Annotated in this window: 17 protein-coding genes; 10 read left to right on the forward strand and 7 right to left on the reverse strand. The window is 73.4% G+C overall.

What is annotated here, in order from left to right:
• Window positions 1-121: 121 nt before the first annotated feature.
• Window positions 122-352, forward strand: a complete 231-nt coding sequence (locus ACGFSC_RS34160) for a hypothetical protein (protein ID WP_359898022.1) — start codon at window positions 122-124, stop codon at window positions 350-352.
• Window positions 353-372: 20 nt separating this feature from the next.
• Complete coding sequence (locus ACGFSC_RS34165; protein ID WP_359898020.1) at window positions 373-1,683, forward strand: amidase; 1,311 nt, start codon at window positions 373-375, stop codon at window positions 1,681-1,683.
• On the opposite strand, the gene ACGFSC_RS34170 is transcribed toward ACGFSC_RS34165, so the two are convergent.
• Complete coding sequence (locus ACGFSC_RS34170) at window positions 1,680-2,321, reverse strand: TetR/AcrR family transcriptional regulator (protein WP_359898018.1); 642 nt, start codon at window positions 2,319-2,321, stop codon at window positions 1,680-1,682. The genes ACGFSC_RS34165 and ACGFSC_RS34170 overlap by 4 nt on opposite strands.
• A gap of 153 nt (window positions 2,322-2,474) precedes the next feature.
• Between ACGFSC_RS34170 and ACGFSC_RS34175 the strand changes: the two genes are divergently transcribed.
• Together ACGFSC_RS34175 and ACGFSC_RS34180 are read left to right on the forward strand one after the other, a co-directional pair.
• Window positions 2,475-3,341 (forward strand): alpha/beta hydrolase, encoded by an 867-nt coding sequence (locus ACGFSC_RS34175; protein WP_359898017.1) that lies wholly within the window; start codon window positions 2,475-2,477, stop codon window positions 3,339-3,341.
• A complete protein-coding gene (locus tag ACGFSC_RS34180) occupies window positions 3,338-3,946 on the forward strand; it encodes a TIGR03086 family metal-binding protein (RefSeq protein ID WP_359898015.1) in 609 nt (202 codons plus the stop codon). Before ACGFSC_RS34175 ends, ACGFSC_RS34180 begins: the two co-directional genes overlap by 4 nt.
• An 80-nt stretch (window positions 3,947-4,026) precedes the next feature.
• Here the strand turns inward: ACGFSC_RS34180 and ACGFSC_RS34185 are convergent, their stop codons facing one another.
• Window positions 4,027-4,185: a hypothetical protein gene (locus tag ACGFSC_RS34185; RefSeq protein ID WP_359898013.1), complete on the reverse strand. Its 159-nt coding sequence runs from the start codon at window positions 4,183-4,185 to the stop codon at window positions 4,027-4,029.
• Between the two features lie 203 nt (window positions 4,186-4,388).
• On the opposite strand from ACGFSC_RS34185, the gene ACGFSC_RS34190 reads away from it, so the two are divergent.
• Entirely contained in the window at window positions 4,389-5,210 is an 822-nt protein-coding gene (locus ACGFSC_RS34190) for an integrase (protein ID WP_359898011.1), read from the forward strand.
• A 149-nt stretch (window positions 5,211-5,359) separates the two neighbouring features.
• Here the strand turns inward: ACGFSC_RS34190 and ACGFSC_RS34195 are convergent, their stop codons facing one another.
• The gene (locus tag ACGFSC_RS34195) at window positions 5,360-6,319 is read right to left on the reverse strand and encodes a pirin family protein (RefSeq protein ID WP_359898009.1); all 960 of its coding nucleotides are present in this window, start codon (window positions 6,317-6,319) and stop codon (window positions 5,360-5,362) included.
• Window positions 6,320-6,442: 123 nt separating this feature from the next.
• Window positions 6,443-6,946: an SseB family protein gene (locus ACGFSC_RS34200; protein WP_380635241.1), complete on the reverse strand. Its 504-nt coding sequence runs from the start codon at window positions 6,944-6,946 to the stop codon at window positions 6,443-6,445.
• A 213-nt stretch (window positions 6,947-7,159) separates the two neighbouring features.
• On the opposite strand from ACGFSC_RS34200, the gene ACGFSC_RS34205 reads away from it, so the two are divergent.
• The gene (locus tag ACGFSC_RS34205) at window positions 7,160-8,989 is read left to right on the forward strand and encodes an acyl-CoA dehydrogenase (protein ID WP_359898008.1); all 1,830 of its coding nucleotides are present in this window, start codon (window positions 7,160-7,162) and stop codon (window positions 8,987-8,989) included.
• 282 nt (window positions 8,990-9,271) lie between these two features.
• Complete coding sequence (locus ACGFSC_RS34210; RefSeq protein ID WP_359898007.1) at window positions 9,272-10,579, forward strand: M18 family aminopeptidase; 1,308 nt, start codon at window positions 9,272-9,274, stop codon at window positions 10,577-10,579.
• An 88-nt stretch (window positions 10,580-10,667) separates the two neighbouring features.
• Here ACGFSC_RS34210 and ACGFSC_RS34215 read toward each other — a convergent pair whose 3' ends face one another.
• Together ACGFSC_RS34215 and ACGFSC_RS34220 are read right to left on the reverse strand one after the other, a co-directional pair.
• A complete protein-coding gene (locus tag ACGFSC_RS34215) occupies window positions 10,668-12,503 on the reverse strand; it encodes an NHL domain-containing thioredoxin family protein (protein WP_359898005.1) in 1,836 nt (611 codons plus the stop codon).
• Between the two features lie 7 nt (window positions 12,504-12,510).
• Complete coding sequence (locus ACGFSC_RS34220; protein ID WP_359898004.1) at window positions 12,511-13,095, reverse strand: GNAT family N-acetyltransferase; 585 nt, start codon at window positions 13,093-13,095, stop codon at window positions 12,511-12,513.
• Window positions 13,096-13,223: 128 nt separating this feature from the next.
• Here ACGFSC_RS34220 and ACGFSC_RS34225 point away from each other — a divergent pair, with 128 nt between their 5' ends.
• Both ACGFSC_RS34225 and ACGFSC_RS34230 read left to right on the forward strand, forming a co-directional pair.
• Window positions 13,224-13,712 (forward strand): LURP-one-related family protein, encoded by a 489-nt coding sequence (locus tag ACGFSC_RS34225; protein ID WP_359898003.1) that lies wholly within the window; start codon window positions 13,224-13,226, stop codon window positions 13,710-13,712.
• A 140-nt stretch (window positions 13,713-13,852) separates the two neighbouring features.
• The gene (locus ACGFSC_RS34230; protein ID WP_359898002.1) at window positions 13,853-14,275 is read left to right on the forward strand and encodes a DUF350 domain-containing protein; all 423 of its coding nucleotides are present in this window, start codon (window positions 13,853-13,855) and stop codon (window positions 14,273-14,275) included.
• 42 nt (window positions 14,276-14,317) lie between these two features.
• Here the strand turns inward: ACGFSC_RS34230 and ACGFSC_RS34235 are convergent, their stop codons facing one another.
• Window positions 14,318-14,665: a helix-turn-helix domain-containing protein gene (locus ACGFSC_RS34235; RefSeq protein ID WP_359898000.1), complete on the reverse strand. Its 348-nt coding sequence runs from the start codon at window positions 14,663-14,665 to the stop codon at window positions 14,318-14,320.
• 106 nt (window positions 14,666-14,771) lie between these two features.
• On the opposite strand from ACGFSC_RS34235, the gene ACGFSC_RS34240 reads away from it, so the two are divergent.
• Window positions 14,772-15,662 (forward strand): NAD(P)-binding domain-containing protein, encoded by an 891-nt coding sequence (locus ACGFSC_RS34240; protein ID WP_359897998.1) that lies wholly within the window; start codon window positions 14,772-14,774, stop codon window positions 15,660-15,662.
• Window positions 15,663-15,669 lie beyond the last annotated feature (7 nt).

Raw genomic sequence — 15,669 nt, forward strand, 5'->3', positions numbered from 1 at the left:
GAGCCGTTGGCACTGGTCGCGACCGCGCACCCTACCGTGCTGCCGTGGCCGGATTTCGACCAGGGGACGTTCTGCCGTTCTCCGGTTGCCGGGCGCGCGCGGCGGTCGGACGATGGGGGGCATGATGCACCAGATGCGAGCCGAGTACGGGGCCGGCGGCGAGGCCGGCGGGGTGCGGCTGTGGCACGTGGTCCGGGGTGAGGAGAGCGTGGCGATGTGCGGCCGCGAGCTCGATCCGCAGGCGCGGGTGCGGTCGGCGGTGGACTGGGGGAAGACCCCGGAGCTGTGCTGCCACACGTGTGGGGCGTACTTCCTGCGCGAGGCGCCGTACCTGGCGGCCGAGCACCCGTAGACGGCGCTACCGTGCTCGGCATGGAGGAACCCCTCGTCCGGCCGCGGCCGTTGACCGACGAGGCCGCCGGGCTGCGTGCCGGTGTGCCGGAACTTTCCGAGTACGTCGACCGGTTGTGCGCGCTGGTCGAGCGGGTGGACCCGCTGATCCACGCGTTCGTGCCGGAGCCCGGCCGGCACGAGCGGCTGCGGGCGCAGGCGCGGGAGCTGGCCGCGCGGTACCCGGAGCCGGACGGGCGGCCGCCGCTGTACGGGGTGGCGGTGGGCGTCAAGGACATCGTGCGCGTGGACGGGCTGCCCACGCACGGCGGTTCGGCGCTGCCGCCCGGGGTGCTGGCCGGACCGCAGGCCGTGGTGGTGGACCGGCTGCGGGCGGCGGGGGCGCTGGTCGCGGGCAAGACGGTGACCGCCGAGTTCGCCGCGAGCGCCCCGGGTCCGACCCGCAATCCGCACCGCCCGGGGCACACCCCGGGCGGCTCCAGCAGCGGTTCGGCGGCGGCGGTCGCGGCCGGGCTGGTGCCGCTGGCGATCGGCACCCAGACGGTCGGCTCGGTGATCCGCCCGGCCGCGTACTGCGGGGTGGTGGGCTTCCGGCCGACGTACGGGCGGATCCCGATCGCGGGGGTGATCCCGAACGCGCCGAGTCTCGACACCCTGGGGACCTTCACCGCCGACCTGGCGGGCGCCGCCCTGGTGGCCCCGCTGCTCTGCGACGACTGGCGGCCGGAGCGCGGCGAGGCGCCCGGACCCGTGCTCGGGGTGCCGGACGGCACGTACCTGGAGTACGCCGAACCGGCCGCGCTGCGGGCCTTCGAGGAACAGCTGGCGCGGCTGGCGCGGGCCGGGTTCACGGTGCGCCGGGTCGAGTTGTTCCCCGACTTCGCCGGGATCACCCGGCGGCTGCAGACGGTCAACCGCTTCGAGCTGGCCCGCGGCCACGCCGACTGGTTCGCCCGCTTCGGCGGGCTCTACCGGCCGGAGACGGTGGCGGGCATCCGGGCCGGCCGGGCCGTCGCGGCCGAGGACCGGGAGGCCGCCCTGCGGTTCCGGGAGCGGCTGGTCGAACGGGTGGCCGCGGCGGGTGCGGCGGCCGGGGTGGACCTGTGGCTGGCGCCCTCGGCGACCGGCGGGGCGCCGGAGGGCCTGCACAGCACCGGGGACGCGGTGATGTCCCTGCCGTGGAGCTTCCTCGGGCGGCCCGCGCTGAGCCTGCCGGCCGGGCGGACCGCGGAGGGGCTGCCGCTGGGGCTCCAGGTGGTCGGCGCGGCGGGCGGCGACGAGCGGCTGCTGGCCCAGGCGGCCTTCATCGAAGGGGTGTTGGCGGGGCGTTAGGCGAGTGCCGGGTCGGCCGGGTCGGTGGCCCCGGCGCGCAGCAGGCGCAGCAGCAGGCGGCCGGCCCGCTCGTACGGGGCGTCCTCGTCGTGCAGCACGGCCTGGGAGTTGGCCGTCTCCAGGACCGCGATCAGGGCGAAGGCGAGGTCCCCGAGGTCGGTGTCGGGGCGCAGGCCACCGGTGGTCCGGGCGGCGTCGAGGGCCTCGACGACGGTGTCGGACCACTCCCGGGCGCAGCCGGCCAGGGCGTCCCGGACGGGGCCGGGGCGGGCGTCGAACTCGGCGGTGACCTCGTAGAAGAAGCAGCCGCCGGGGAAGACCCGGGCGCGGGAGTAGGCGAGCCAGCTCTCGCAGAGGGCGCGGGCCCGGGCGAGGCCGGGCGGGACGTCGGCGACCGGGGCGACGACGGCGTCGGCGAAGATCCGGCGGGCGGCCCGGACGGTGGCCAGCTGCAGTTCCTCCTTGGAGCCGAAGCCGGCGAAGACGCCGCTCTTGCTGAGCCCGAGGTCGGTGGCGAGGCGGCCGATGGAGAGCGCGTCCAGGCCCTCGACGGAGGCGATGGAGACGGCGCGGCGCAGCACCGCCCGGCGGGTCTCCTCGCCGCGCAGGACCCGTCCGTCGGTGGTCGGTCCGGCCATCGTCCGCCCCTGTTCTGCTCGTCGTGCGTGCCGCCCAGGGTAGTGCGTGGACCTCGGGGGCCGCGGAAAGCCGCTGAAAACTGCACGAACGGTCGTGCTAATATCTCGCCGCGAGCGAGGCGTGACAAGGAGCGCGGAGAGCAGGGAGATCCGATGGACCCGGTTCAGGCACTGATCCGTACGACCCTCAACCCCACGGCCCGGATCGCTCCCGGCCTGGCCGGGCGGGCCGCCTTCGAACTGTTCATGCACCCGGTGCGGCGCAGCCGGGTGCGCGACTCGGAGCGGGAGGTGCACGGGCGGGCGGTCACCGAGCGGCTCGCCGTGGGCGGCAAACCGGTGGTCGGCTACCGCTGGGGGAGCGGCGAGCGGCCGGTCCTGCTGCTGCACGGCTGGCGCTCCCGGGCCTCCCGGTTCGCCCCGTACGTGCCCCGGTTGCGGGCGCTCGGGCTGAGCGCCGTCGCCTTCGACGCGCCGGGCCACGGCGACTCCGGCGGCCGGACCACCAGCGTGCTGGAGTACCGCGAGCTCGCGCTGCGACTCCAGGAGCGGTACGGGCCGTTCGAGGCGGTGGTGGCGCACTCGCTCGGCGTCTGCGCGGCCTTCGGGGCGCTGGCCGACGGCCTGCGGGCCGGTCGGCTGGCGGCCGTCTCCGGGGTGTCCCGGGTCGGCTTCTTCCCGGCCGCGTTCTGTGCCGGGCTCGGGCTGAACGCCGAGGTCGAGCGGGCGCTGCGGGAGCGGATCGAGCGGGAGCTGTTCGGCGGGGACGCCGGGGGCTGGGAACGCTACGACGCGGCGCGCCGGGTCGAGGCGGTCGCCGGGCCGGTGCTGGTGGTGCACGACGAGGGCGACGGCATCGTCCCGCCGAGCGAGGCGCAGCGGCTGCGCGGGGCGTACGGGGAGCGGCTGGACCTGGTGGTCACTCAGGGGCTCGGCCACCGCAGGATCATCGCGGAGCCGACCGTCGTTGATCAGGTGATCGGATTCATCTCTGCCGGCCGGGAGGTCGCTGTCGTATGAGGATCGTCGAACTGCACGCACAGGCCATGGAGTTGGCCGTCCAGGTGGTGGACGGCCTGCGGCCGGACCAGCTCGACCTGCCCACCCCCTGCGCCGGGTGGACGCTGCGCAAGCTGCTGGAGCACTGCGTCGGCCAGCACCGGGGCTTCGCCGCGGCCGCCCGCGGTGCCGGGCCCGACCTCGCGCTGTTCGCGGACGCCCCGCTCGGCGCGGACCCGGCGGGCACCTTCCGCCGCACCGGCACCGACCTCGTCGAGGCCTTCCGGGCGGCGGCAGCCGAGGACCGGCCGCTCTGGCTGCCCGAGATCCGCGACGGCGGCCCGTTCCCGTTCACCCAGGCGGTGGGCTTCCACCTGCTGGACACCCTGGTGCACGGCTGGGACGTCGCCGCCGCGCTCGGCACCGCGGACGGGCTGGTCGCGGCGGTGGACGGCGACGACGCGCTGGCCGCCGCGCTGCTGACGGTGACCGAGGCGGTCCCGAACACCGAGGAACACCGGGCGCCCGGCCGGGCCTTCGGCCCGGGGCTCGAACCCGGCGGCGGCGACGGGCGGTTCGCCCGCGCCCTGGCGCTGCTCGGCCGCGATCCGGTCTGGAAGCCGTAGCGGCTCGGGGCGCGGGGCTGCAGGGCCTCCGGGCCTCCGGGCCTCCCAGGGTTTCCGGGACGCAGGGGATCCCGGAAACCCTAGGAGGCCCGGGTGGCGCCGGTGCCCCGGGCCCCGGAGCCCCGGGTCTCGGGGCCGCGCGGCTCGTCGGGGAAGCGCGGCCCGCCGATCAGGAAGAGCAGGGCGGCGGTCGGGAAGCCGAGCGAGGCGGCCAGCAACACGATGAACTGCCAGAACATCTTCCGCTCCTCGTCAGTCGCGGGCGGCCCGGACACCCGAAGGTGATCCCAAACCCGGCCCGCTCCGATTGGCCGAATCGTCCGGTCACTGTCCGACGGTATGGCCGAATCACCCCGGCTGCCACCGGGCGTCGCGCCCCGGCCCGCGCCACACCGGCGCACGGGTCTGGGCGCGGGCCACGCGCGGCGGCCACACTGTCGGGATGCAGCTACAGCTCGCAGGGGAAGCACGGCGGCCCGACCGCGAGAGCGAGGACTTCGTGGCGGCCTCGCCGGAGGCGCTGGTCCTGCTGGACGGCGCGAGCTCGCCGGCCGGTCTGGAGTCCGGGTGCCGGCACGGGACGGCCTGGTACGTGCGCCGGCTGGGCGTGCACCTGCTCGCCCGGCTCACCGACCGGGCGGACCGTTCGATCGCCGAGTGCCTGGCCGACGCCATCGTGGAGACGGCCGCGCTGCACGGCGGCCGCTGCGACCTCGCCCACCCCAACACCCCCGCCGCGATGGTCGTCGCGGCCCGGCGGCACGGCGAGGCGCTGGAGTACCTGGTGCTCGGCGACTCCCTGCTGGTGCTGGAGTTGAAGGACGGTCCGCCGAAGGTGATCGGGGACAACCAGCGCTTCCCCGGCGGGGAGGAGCTACGCCACCAGGTCTGGGAGACCGTCCCCGGCTCGGCCGAGCGGGCCGCGCTGCACCTGGAGTACGCGATGGCCGTACGCGCCGCCCGCAACCGGGGCGCCGGCCCGTGGATCGCCGCCGCGAGCCCCCGGGCGGCCGAGCACGCCGAGACCGGCTTCGTCCGGCTGGACCGGCTGCACGCGCTGGCGGCCCTCACCGACGGTGCCTCGCGCTACACCGAGCGCTTCGGGCTGGGCAGTTGGGGCGACGTGCTGCGGCTGCTCGCCGAGTCGGGGCCGGGCGAGCTGATCGCCCAGGTCCGGGCGGTGGAGCGGGCGGACGCCGGCTGCGAGCGCTGGCCGCGCGGCAAGACGCACGACGACGCCTCGGCCCTCTACGCGCTGCTGTAGCGGGGCCGGCACCCGGACCGCGGGCGCGGGGCCGGGGTCGGGTTCGGGCGGCGCAGAGACGACAGAACGGCGGAACGACGGAACGACGGAACGGCCGCAGGCGACACCTGCGACCGTTCCGCCGTTCCGCCGTTCCGGCTCCGGGGTCCTCAGTGGCCGTCGGCGGGGATGGTGCCGAGCCGGCCGGCCTGGAAGTCCTCCATGGCCTGCTGGAGTTCGCGGTGGCTGTTCATGACGAACGGGCCGTAGTGGGCGACGGGCTCGCGGATCGGGAGGCCGCCGAGGAGGACGACCTCGAAGTTGTTGTCGCGGGAGTCCTGCTTCTCGTCGGCGCGCAGGGTGATGGAGTCGCCGTCGCCGAAGACGACGGCCTGGCCCCGGTGGAAGGGGCGGTGCTCGGTGCCGGCCGAGCCGTTGCCGGCGAGGCCGTAGGCGAGGGCGTTGAAGTCGGCGCGCCAGGGCAGGGTGATCTGGGCGCCGGGGCTGATCGAGGCGTGGATCATGGTGATCGGGGTGAAGGTGGTGCCCGGGCCCTGGTGGCCGTCCAGCTCACCGGCGATGACGCGCAGGAGCGCGCCGCCGTCCTCGGTGCTGAGCAGCTTGACGCTGCCGCCGCGGATGTCCTGGTACTTCGGGGTGATCATCTTGTCCGAGGCGGGCAGGTTGACCCAGAGCTGGAGACCGTGGAAGAGGCCGCCGGACTTCACCAGCGACTCCGGCGGGCTCTCGATGTGCAGCAGGCCGGAGCCGGCGGTCATCCACTGGGTGTCGCCGTCGGTGATGGTGCCGCCACCGCCGTGCGAGTCCCGGTGGATGAACGTTCCGTCAATGATGTACGTGACGGTCTCGAAGCCGCGGTGCGGGTGCCAGGGGGTTCCCTTCGGCTCGCCGGCCGCATAATCCACCTCGCCCATCTGGTCCATCATGATGAACGGGTCGAGGTACTTCTGGTTGATCTTGGCGAAGGCGCGGCGGACGGGGAAGCCCTCGCCTTCGAAGCCCTCGGGGGCGGTCGCCACGGTGAGGACCGGCCGTGCGCTCGTGACGGCGGGGTCCGGCGTGGCGACGCGCGGGAGGGTCAGCGGGTTGTCGACGGTCACGGCGGGCATGTCGGCCTCCTTCGGGGGGTGTCTGGCCTACGTGCACGAGGTTAGTTCAATTCTCAACAACAAGCAAGTTGAAAATTGAACTATGTAGTGACGGAGGAGCGGGGGCTCCTCTTCCAGGATGGGTCAGCCGTACATCCGGCGCATCGTGAAGTCGACCATCTGCTCGACGGCCTTGGCGTCGAACACCATCCGGTGCTCGCCCTCCATGTCCAGCGCGAAGCCGTAGCCGGTCGGCAGCAGGTCCAGGACCTCGGCGCCGGTCACGGTGAAGTGCTTGGACTCCTTGCCCGCGTAGCGGCGCAGCTCCTTCAGCGAGCTGAACATCGGGATCACCGGCGTCGGGGTGTTGTGCAGCGCCAGGAAGCCGGGGCGGTCGCCGCGGGGGCAGTGCACCTTCGAGGTGATGAAGATCGCCTGGAAGTCCTCGACCGCCATCGAGCCGGTGGTGAAGGCCCGCACGGCGTCCGCGAGTGAGGGCGGCGAGGGTTCGGGGTACAGGGACTGCTGGGGGGGCTGCGACTGCCCGCCGTAGGCGTCGGGTCCGGGCATGCCGTTCATGCCCTGCTGCGGTCCCGCCTGCTGCTGGTAGGGGTCGCCCGGGTATGTGTTCTGGTCATATCCGTACACACGGACAGGCTAGCGGGAGCGCACCCTCTTGTGCTGGCATCGATCCTGACAAGGAGTGGTCGCCCCGACTGTGGGACGTGACCACGTTCATAGCGGATTCACCGGCGGGGGCTTGCCCAAGTTACCGCTGGGTAGCATCATGATGCCTACTGGTGGGTACGGGACGCCGGAACGCGGCGGTCTCCCGGAAGCGACGAACCGGAGATAACGGCCATGGGTCACTACAAGTCCAACCTGCGGGACGTGGAGTTCAACCTCTTCGAGGTGTTCGGCCGCGAGCAGGTGTACGGCACCGGACCGTTCGCGGACATGGACGTCGAGACCGCGAAGAACATCCTCAGCGAGATCGCACGCCTCGCCGAGAACGACCTCGCGGCGTCCTTCGCCGACACCGACCGCAACCCGCCGGTGTTCGACCCGGAGACCAACACCGCGCCGGTCCCGGCCACCTTCAAGAAGAGCTACCAGACCTTCATGGACGCCGAGTGGTGGCGTCTGGGCATCCCGGAGTCGATCGGTGGCCAGGTCACCCCGAACTCGCTGATCTGGGCCTTCGCCGAGCAGATCCTGGGCTCCAACCCGGCCATCTGGATGTACTCCTCCGGCCCGGCCTTCGCCGGCGTCATCGCCGAGGAGGGCACCGAGGAGCAGCTCGAGGTCGCCAAGCGGATGACCGACCGCCTGTGGGGCTCCACCATGGTCCTCACCGAGCCCGACGCGGGCTCCGACGTGGGCGCCGGCCGCACCAAGGCGATCCAGCAGGAGGACGGCTCCTGGCACATCGAGGGCGTGAAGCGCTTCATCACCTCGGGCGAGCACGACATGTCCGAGAACATCATCCACATGGTGCTGGCCCGCCCCGAGGGCGGCAAGCCGGGCACCAAGGGCCTGGGCCTGTTCATCGTCCCCAAGTTCGACTTCGACTGGGAGACCGGCGAGCTGGGCGAGCGCAACGGCGTCTACGCCACCAACGTCGAGCACAAGATGGGCCTCAAGGCCTCGAACACCTGCGAGATGACCTTCGGTGCCAAGCACCCGGCCAAGGGCTGGCTGCTCGGCGAGAAGGTCGACGGCATCCGCCAGATGTTCAAGATCATCGAGTTCGCCCGCATGATGGTCGGCACGAAGGCCATCGCCACCCTCTCCACCGGCTACCTGAACGCCCTGGAGTACGCCAAGGAGCGCGTGCAGGGCGCCGACATATCGCAGTTCCTGGACAAGACCGCCCCGCGCGTCACCATCACCCACCACCCGGACGTGCGCCGCTCGCTGCTGACCCAGAAGGCCTACGCCGAGGGCATGCGCGCGCTGGTCCTGTTCACCGCGTCCACCCAGGACGACATGATGGCCGCCAAGCTGCGCGGCGAGAGCGACGAGGCCGCCGAGCGCCTCAACGACCTGCTGCTGCCGATCGTCAAGGGCTACGGCTCGGAGAAGTCCTACGAGCAGCTCGCCCAGTCGCTCCAGACCTTCGGCGGCTCCGGGTACCTCCAGGAGTACCCGATCGAGCAGTACATCCGGGACGCCAAGATCGACACCCTGTACGAGGGCACCACGGCGATCCAGGGCCAGGACTTCTTCTTCCGCAAGATCGTCAAGGACGGCGGCCAGGCGCTCACCGCGCTGAACGAGCAGATCCAGAAGTTCATCGGCTCCGCCGAGGGCGGCGACGCCCTGGCCGCCGAGCGCGACCTGCTCGCCAAGGCCGCGGGCGACCTGGAGGCCATCGTCGGCAAGCTGATCGCCGACCTGACCTCGGTCGAGCAGGACGTCAAGAACATGTACAAGGTGGGCCTCAACACCACCCGCCTGCTGATGGTCTCCGGCGACGTCGTGGTCGGCTGGCTGCTGCTGCGCCAGGCCGCGGTGGCCCTGGCCAAGCTGGAGGCCGGCGCCTCGGAGAAGGACGTCCCCTTCTACCAGGGCAAGGTCGCGGCGGCCCGCTTCTTCGCCAAGAACGTCCTGCCGACCGTCGCCCCGCAGCGACTGATCGCCGAGGGCATCGACAACGAGATCATGGAGCTGGCGGAGGAGGCCTTCTAGGCCACCCGTCCCGGGGCCACCCGCCACCGCCCTTCCCGGGGCGCGCCGTGCGGGACGCCTCCCGGCATTCGAACCGCCTGACACACCCTCGCACCGAAGGGCCCGGCTGCCACCGGGCCCTTCGGTGTGTCCGCGGCCGCGGTCCGGAGGACGGAAACCACCGGCCGCGCGGGCCGGTTCGCGGTTGAGGCGTTCCGAATGCCGTGTCCGTGTACGGGCATATGCTCAGGTGCGAAGTCGACTCCCCATCCGGCTTCGGCCCTCACTCGACCCAGGAGCAGTATGTCGACCGCCGCCCGCCAGGCATTTTTCGACCGGACGCACAGCGACGACCTGATCGCGTTCCTCGGCACCTCGCCCTCGCCGTACCACGCGGTGGCGAGCGCCGCGGAGCGGCTGGAGAAGGCGGGCTTCCGGCAGGTCGCCGAGACGGACGCGTGGGACGACGCGGCCGGCGGGCGCTACCTGATCCGCGGGGGCGCGCTGATCGCCTGGTACCTGCCGCAGGGGGCGGGCCCCGAGACCCCGTTCCGGATCGTCGGCACCCACACCGACTCGCCCAACCTGCGGGTCAAGCCCGTCCCGGACACCGGTTCCGAGGGCTGGCGGCAGGTCGCGGTGGAGATCTACGGCGGCGTCCCGCTGAACACCTGGCTGGACCGCGACCTCGGTCTCTCCGGCCGGCTCGCGCTCAAGGACGACACCGTCCGGCTGGTCCAGCTGGACGAGCCGCTGCTGCGCGTCCCGCAGCTCGCCATCCACCTGGACCGCCAGGTCAACGAGGGCATGAAGCTCGACAAGCAGCGCCACCTCACCCCGATCTGGGGCCTCGGCCCGGTCGACGAGGGCGCGCTGATCTCCTACGTCGCCGGGCGGGCCGGTCTGGCCGCCGCCGACGTGGTCGGCTGGGACCTCATGACCCACGACGTCCAGCCCGCCTCCTACCTGGGCCGCGACCGCGAGCTGCTGGCCGCCCCGCGCCTGGACAACCTGCTCTCGGTGCACGCGGCCACCGCCGCGCTCGCCGCCGTCGCCACCGCCGACGGCGCCGCCGACCTGCCGTACATCCCGGTGCTGGCCGCCTTCGACCACGAGGAGACCGGCAGCGAGTCCGACACCGGCGCGCAGAGCCCCCTGCTCGGCAACGTCATGGACCGGACGATCCACGCGCGCGGCGGCACCACCGAGGACCGGGCCCGGGCGCTCGCCGGCACCGTCTGCCTCTCCTCGGACATGGGCCACGCCGTCCACCCGAACTACAGCGAGCGGCACGAGCCGGGCCACCACCCGATGCCGAACGGCGGGCCGATCCTCAAGGTCAACGTCAACAACCGCTACGCGACCGACGGCGTCGGCCGGGCGGTGTTCGCCGCCGCCTGCGAGAAGGCCGGCGTGCCGTGGCAGAGCTTCGTCTCCAACAACGCCATGCCCTGCGGGACGACGATCGGCCCGATCACGGCGGCGCGACTGGGCATCAGGACGGTGGACTGCGGCATCGCGGCGCTCTCCATGCACTCGGCGCGCGAGCTGTGCGGGGCGGAGGACCCGTACCTGCTGGCGAGCGCGCTCAAGGCCTTCCTGGAGGGCTGAGAACGGCGGCGAGCGGGGCCCGGCGGTCGTCCGCCGGGCCCCTTCGCGTCGTTCCGCGCCGTTCCGCGAAGCCGCGCGTCGTCCGGTGTTACTCCATCCCGGCGAGGACCAGCGGCAGGCGGCGGGCGCCGTCGGCCACCAGCGTCACCGGCACGCCCCAGTCCTGCTGGTGCACGTGGCAGGCCGGGTACTCGATCTCCGGGTCGTCGTCGCAGGAGGCGGCCATCGCCGAGACGTGCAGCACGCCCTCGGTGACCTCGGCGGAGAGCACCAGTTCACGGGAGAGGTCGGTGTCCGCGCCCGCGCCGGAGACCAGCAGCTCGGGCGGGGTCGCGCTGACCAGCAGCCGGGTGGAGGGGCCGTAGCGCTCGTCCAGCTTCTGGCCGTTCGGCGCCTCGAAGACCACGTCCAGCCGGAAGGCGCCCGGGGCGACCTCGGTGGCCGCGCGCCGGGTGCGGTGCGCCACCGACTCGACCTGCACCGCCTCCTCCGGCAGCCGCAGCCTGGTCAGCCGGTGCCGGGCCGACTCGACCACCACGATGTCCCCGTCCACCAGGACCGCCCCGGAGGGCTCGCGCAGGTCGGTGGCCAGGGTGCTGACCTCGCCGCTCGCCGGGTCGTAGCGGCGCAGCGCGTGGTTGTAGGTGTCGGCGACGGCCACCGAGCCGTCCGGCAGCACGGTGACGCCCAGCGGGTGCTGGAACAGTGCCTGACCGGCCGCGCCGTCGCGGTGGCCGAAGTCGAACAGGCCGCTGCCGACGGCGGTGCGGACCGCCTTTGTTTCACGTGAAACCCAGCGCAGCGAGGAGGTCTCGGAGTCGGCGACCCAGAGCCGCTCGCCGTCCGCCGACACCGCGAGGCCGGACGGCTGGGCGAACCAGGCCTCGGCGGCGGGCCCGTCCACCAGGCCCTCGTTGGTGGTGCCGGCCGCGACCGCGACGGTGCCGGCGGCCGGGTCGTACGACCACAGCTGGTGCACGCCGGCCATCGCGATCCACACCCGGCCGTCGAACCAGGCGACGTCCCACGGCGAGGAGAGGTCCACCTCGCGGGCCGGGCCCTCGGTGGCCGAGCCCTGCCACCACTGGCGGCCGGTGCCGGCCAGGGTGGTCACCCGGCCGTCGGCGAGACGGACACCGCGCAGGGCGTGGTTGACGGTGTCGGCCACGACCACGTCGTAGTCGTACGGGTGGCCCTCGGGGAGCAGCGCGAGGCCCTGCGGCTCGCTGAACCGCGGGCCGGCGCCGTCCGCGCCGTCGCCGTCCACCAGGCCGCGCTGCCCGTCGCCGATCCGGCGCACCACCGTCTCGCCGTCCTCGGCCAGCTCGACCAGCGAGTGGTGGCCGGAGTCGGCGACCAGGAAGTGGCCGTTCGGCAGCCGGACCGCCTTGCCGGGGAACTTGAGGTCCCCGGCGCTCGGCTCCGGCGCCACGTACGGGCCGTCGCCGCGGCGCAGCGTGCCCTTCGCGGCGTGCTCGGCCTCCAGCTCCTCGACCAGCCGGGCGAGCGCGTGGGCGTGGCCCTCGCCGGCGTGCTGGGCGACCACGTAGCCCTCCGGGTCGATCACCACCAGCGTCGGCCAGGCCCGGACGGCGTACTGCTTCCAGGTCACCAGCGCCGGGTCGTCCAGCACCGGGTGGTGCACCTCGTAGCGGGCGACGGCGTCGACGACCGCCTGGTGGTCGGCCTCGTGCACGAACTTCGGCGAGTGCACCCCGACGATCACCACGGTGTCGCGGTGCTTCTCCTCCAGCTCCCGCAGCTCGTCCAGGACGTGCAGACAGTTGATGCAGCAGAAGGTCCAGAAGTCCAGGATGGTGATCTTGCCCCGGAAGTCGGCGAGCGCTAGCTCCTTGCCGCCGGTGTTCAGCCAACCGCCTGCCCCGACCAGCTCGGGGGCGCGTACACGTGCACGAGATGCCATGCGTCAATCAAACCGCACGCCGGGTGCCCGCATTCCGGGCGTGCCGGGTGAGATCGGACTGCCAGCGGGTCTCGCCGTCCTGGGTGCGGGCGGTGGGGCGCAGGCCGAGGGCGCGGGCGACGGCGGCGGAGGCGTGGTGGTCGGGGTGGATGTGGGCGGCGGCGGTGGTGACGCCGGCGGCGGCGAGGTGGGCGAGCAGGGCGCGGGCGGCCTCGGTGGCCAGGCCGCGGCGCTGCCAGGGGGTGCCGACCACCCAGGCGACCTCGGCCTCGGAGGCGTCGGGGCGGACGGTGGCCTGCACGTAGCCGGTGAGGGCGCCGTCGGCGCGCAGCCGCAGCACCCAGTTGCCCCAGGCCTCGGCCGGGTCGGGGGAGCCGGCGGCGAGCCGGGCGCAGCGGGCGCGCTGCTCCTCGACGGTGGCCGGGCGGCCGCCGGTGAAGGCGTGCAGGGCCGGGTCGGCGAGCGCGGCCGCCAGCTCCTCGGCGTGCCCGGGGGCGATCGGCAGCAGGTCGAGGCGCTCGCTGCGCAGCTCGGCGGTGGTGAGGCCGCTGGTGAGGCCGCTGGTGAGGCCGTTGGTGAGGTCGGGGTGCATGGCGGTATTGAAGGGGATCGGGGGCCGCCGTGCGACGGGGTTTTCGGCCGGTGCTCCGTGGCGGTGCTTCTCCGCGGCCGGGCGCTCGGGGTCGAATGGGGCGACGTCAACACGGAGGAGGTCGCACGGTGCGGTATCTGGTCAGGGAGAAGCTGTTCGCGGTCGGCGACGACTACTGGATCGAGGACGACCGGGGGCACAAGGCGTTCCTGGTGGACGGCAAGGTCCTGCGGCTGCGGGACACCTTCGAGCTGAAGGACGCGCACGGGCGGGTGGTCGCGGTGGTGAGGGAGAAGATGCTCGCCGTCCGCGACGCGATGAGGATCGAGGACGCCGACGGCGAGGTGGTCGCCACCGTCCGGGAGAAGCTGTTCACCCCGTTCCGGGACAAGTACCTGGTGGAGCTGGCCTCCGGCGGCGAGCTGAAGATCCACGGCAACCTGATCGACAAGGACTACCGGATCGAGAACCGGCACGGCGACGAGCTGGCCCGGATCAGCCGCAAGTGGTTCCGGATCCGGGACACCTACGGGGTGGAGATCGCCGACGGTGCGGACGCCGGTCTGCTGCTGGCCGTCGCGGCCTGCGTCGACCACCTGGTGCGGGAGGAGGACTGACCCGTCCCCGGTTTCCCGGCCCCCGGTCCGCCCCTCACCCGGGTGGGGTATCTTTTGCCAACCCTTGACCAGGCAGGTCGGGGGCCCCGACCGGCACGGTCGCGGGGGACGGCGTGAGCGGACCGGGGGCTGGAACCACGATGAACGACATCCTGCACGGGCTCGGTGCGGCGGCGGCCTACGGCACCCTCGGCGTGGTGCTGCTGCTCCTCGGCATCGGCCTGGTCGACCTGCTGACGCCCGGCAAGCTCGGCCGGCAGATCTGGGTCGAGCGCAACCGCAACGCCGCCGTCCTGCTCAGCTCCGCCCTGCTCGGCATCGGCGGCATCGTCTTCACCGCGATCATGTACACCTATGCCGACTTCGCCAAGGGCCTGGTGTCGACGGCCTGCTACGGCCTGCTCGGGCTGGTGCTGATGGCCGTCGCGTTCTGGCTGGTGGACCTGCTGACGCCGGGCAGGCTCGGCGAGATCCTGGTCGATCCGGAGCCGCACCCGGCGGTGTGGGTGTCCGCGGCCTGCAACATCGCGGTGGCGGCGGTGGTGTCGGCCGCGATCGCGTAGGCCGCGATCGCGTAGGCCGGGGCCGCGCTGCGCCGGGCGAGGCTACGCCGGGCGGGGCGCCTCGCCCAGGACGTGCTCCCGCCCCCAGTCCCCCAGCGGCCCCAGCGCCGTGTTCAGGCGGTGCCCCGCCCCGGTCAGCGCGTACTCGACCCGGGGCGGCACCTCGTCGTACGCCTCCCGGTGCACGATGCCGTGCGCCTCCATCTCGCGCAGGTGCGCGGCCAGCACCTTCTCGGTGATCCCCGGCAGCAGCCGGCGCAGCTCGCCGAAGCGGCAGTGCGGGCGTTCGCCCAGGGCCCAGAGGATCGACACCTTCCACTTGCCGCCGATCACGTCCATCGCGGCGTCGGTCCCGCAGACGTGCGCCCCAGGCCTCGACACGATCGCCATGCCCACCCCTTCCGGCCCCTGCCAGCTCGATGCTCACCCCAGGGTAACCACCCACTTCGAAGTGCGTACTTGATCGTTTCCGGGGCCGGCGCGGAGGCTGACTGCCATGGCAACCAACCCCGTTGAGAACACCCCCAGGACCCCGCTCACCCTGCTCGGCCTCGGCGCGATGGGCACCGCGCTGGCCGAGGCCTGGCTCGCCGCCGGGCACCCGCTGACCGTTTGGAACCGCACCGCCGCCCGTGCCGACGGACTCGCCGCCCGCGGCGCCACCGTCGCCGCCACCGTCGCGCGGGCCGTCGCCGCGAACCGGCTGGTCGTCGTCTGCCTGCTCGACGACGCCTCCGTGCCGGCGGCGCTGGACGGCGTCGACCTGACCGGCAAGGACCTGGTCAACCTGGTCACGAGCACTCCCGGGCAGGCCCGTGCCCGGGCCGCCTGGGCCGAGGAGCGCGGCGCCCGCTACCTGGACGGCGGGATCATGGCCGTCCCGCCGATGATCGGCGTCCCGGCGGCCGGGGCGTACGTGTTCTACAGCGGCTCGTCCGAGCTGTTCGAGGAGCACGGGGGCGCCCTCGCCGTCCCGGCCGGCACCCGCTACGTGGGCGCCGACGCCGGGTACGCGGCGCTGCACGACGTGGCGCTGCTCAGCGGGATGTACGGGATGTTCGCCGGGATCGCGCACGCCTTCGCGCTGGTCCGCGGCGAGGCCGTGGCGCCGAGCGGGCTGGCGCCGCTGCTGGGCGACTGGCTGGCCGCGATGTCCGGCTCGGTGGCCAGGACGGCGGCGCAGCTGGAGAGCGGCGACTACGCCCGGGACGTGGTGTCCAACCTGGCGATGCAGGTGGCCGGCAAGGAGACGCTGCTGCGCACCGCCGAGGAGCAGCGGGTGAGCGCCGAACTCCTCGAACCGTACTTCCGGTTGATGGAGCGCCGACTGGAGGCCGGTGGCGGCGGCGAGGACCTGACCGGGGTCGTCGACCTGCTGCGACGGTGAGGGCCGG

Origin of the sequence: Kitasatospora sp. NPDC048715 (genome assembly GCF_043198905.1) — a bacterium.
Lineage (GTDB): Bacteria > Actinomycetota > Actinomycetes > Streptomycetales > Streptomycetaceae > Kitasatospora > Kitasatospora lactacystinica.

What these genes read in the sequence shown, in the direction of transcription:
- ACGFSC_RS34175 (WP_359898017.1), top strand. Translation starts at nt 2,475, where the DNA reads ATGGACCCGGTTCAGGCACTGATCCGTACGACCCTCAACCCCACGGCC.
- ACGFSC_RS34220 (WP_359898004.1), bottom strand. Translation starts at nt 13,095, where the DNA reads ATGCACCCCGACCTCACCAACGGCCTCACCAGCGGCCTCACCAGCGGC.
- ACGFSC_RS34235 (WP_359898000.1), bottom strand. Translation starts at nt 14,665, where the DNA reads ATGGCGATCGTGTCGAGGCCTGGGGCGCACGTCTGCGGGACCGACGCC.
- ACGFSC_RS34240 (WP_359897998.1), top strand. Translation starts at nt 14,772, where the DNA reads ATGGCAACCAACCCCGTTGAGAACACCCCCAGGACCCCGCTCACCCTG.
- ACGFSC_RS34185 (WP_359898013.1), bottom strand. Translation starts at nt 4,185, where the DNA reads ATGTTCTGGCAGTTCATCGTGTTGCTGGCCGCCTCGCTCGGCTTCCCG.
- ACGFSC_RS34195 (WP_359898009.1), bottom strand. Translation starts at nt 6,319, where the DNA reads ATGCCCGCCGTGACCGTCGACAACCCGCTGACCCTCCCGCGCGTCGCC.
- ACGFSC_RS34170 (WP_359898018.1), bottom strand. Translation starts at nt 2,321, where the DNA reads ATGGCCGGACCGACCACCGACGGACGGGTCCTGCGCGGCGAGGAGACC.
- ACGFSC_RS34180 (WP_359898015.1), top strand. Translation starts at nt 3,338, where the DNA reads ATGAGGATCGTCGAACTGCACGCACAGGCCATGGAGTTGGCCGTCCAG.
- ACGFSC_RS34230 (WP_359898002.1), top strand. Translation starts at nt 13,853, where the DNA reads ATGAACGACATCCTGCACGGGCTCGGTGCGGCGGCGGCCTACGGCACC.
- ACGFSC_RS34160 (WP_359898022.1), top strand. Translation starts at nt 122, where the DNA reads ATGATGCACCAGATGCGAGCCGAGTACGGGGCCGGCGGCGAGGCCGGC.
- ACGFSC_RS34190 (WP_359898011.1), top strand. Translation starts at nt 4,389, where the DNA reads ATGCAGCTACAGCTCGCAGGGGAAGCACGGCGGCCCGACCGCGAGAGC.
- ACGFSC_RS34205 (WP_359898008.1), top strand. Translation starts at nt 7,160, where the DNA reads ATGGGTCACTACAAGTCCAACCTGCGGGACGTGGAGTTCAACCTCTTC.
- ACGFSC_RS34210 (WP_359898007.1), top strand. Translation starts at nt 9,272, where the DNA reads ATGTCGACCGCCGCCCGCCAGGCATTTTTCGACCGGACGCACAGCGAC.
- ACGFSC_RS34165 (WP_359898020.1), top strand. Translation starts at nt 373, where the DNA reads ATGGAGGAACCCCTCGTCCGGCCGCGGCCGTTGACCGACGAGGCCGCC.
- ACGFSC_RS34215 (WP_359898005.1), bottom strand. Translation starts at nt 12,503, where the DNA reads ATGGCATCTCGTGCACGTGTACGCGCCCCCGAGCTGGTCGGGGCAGGC.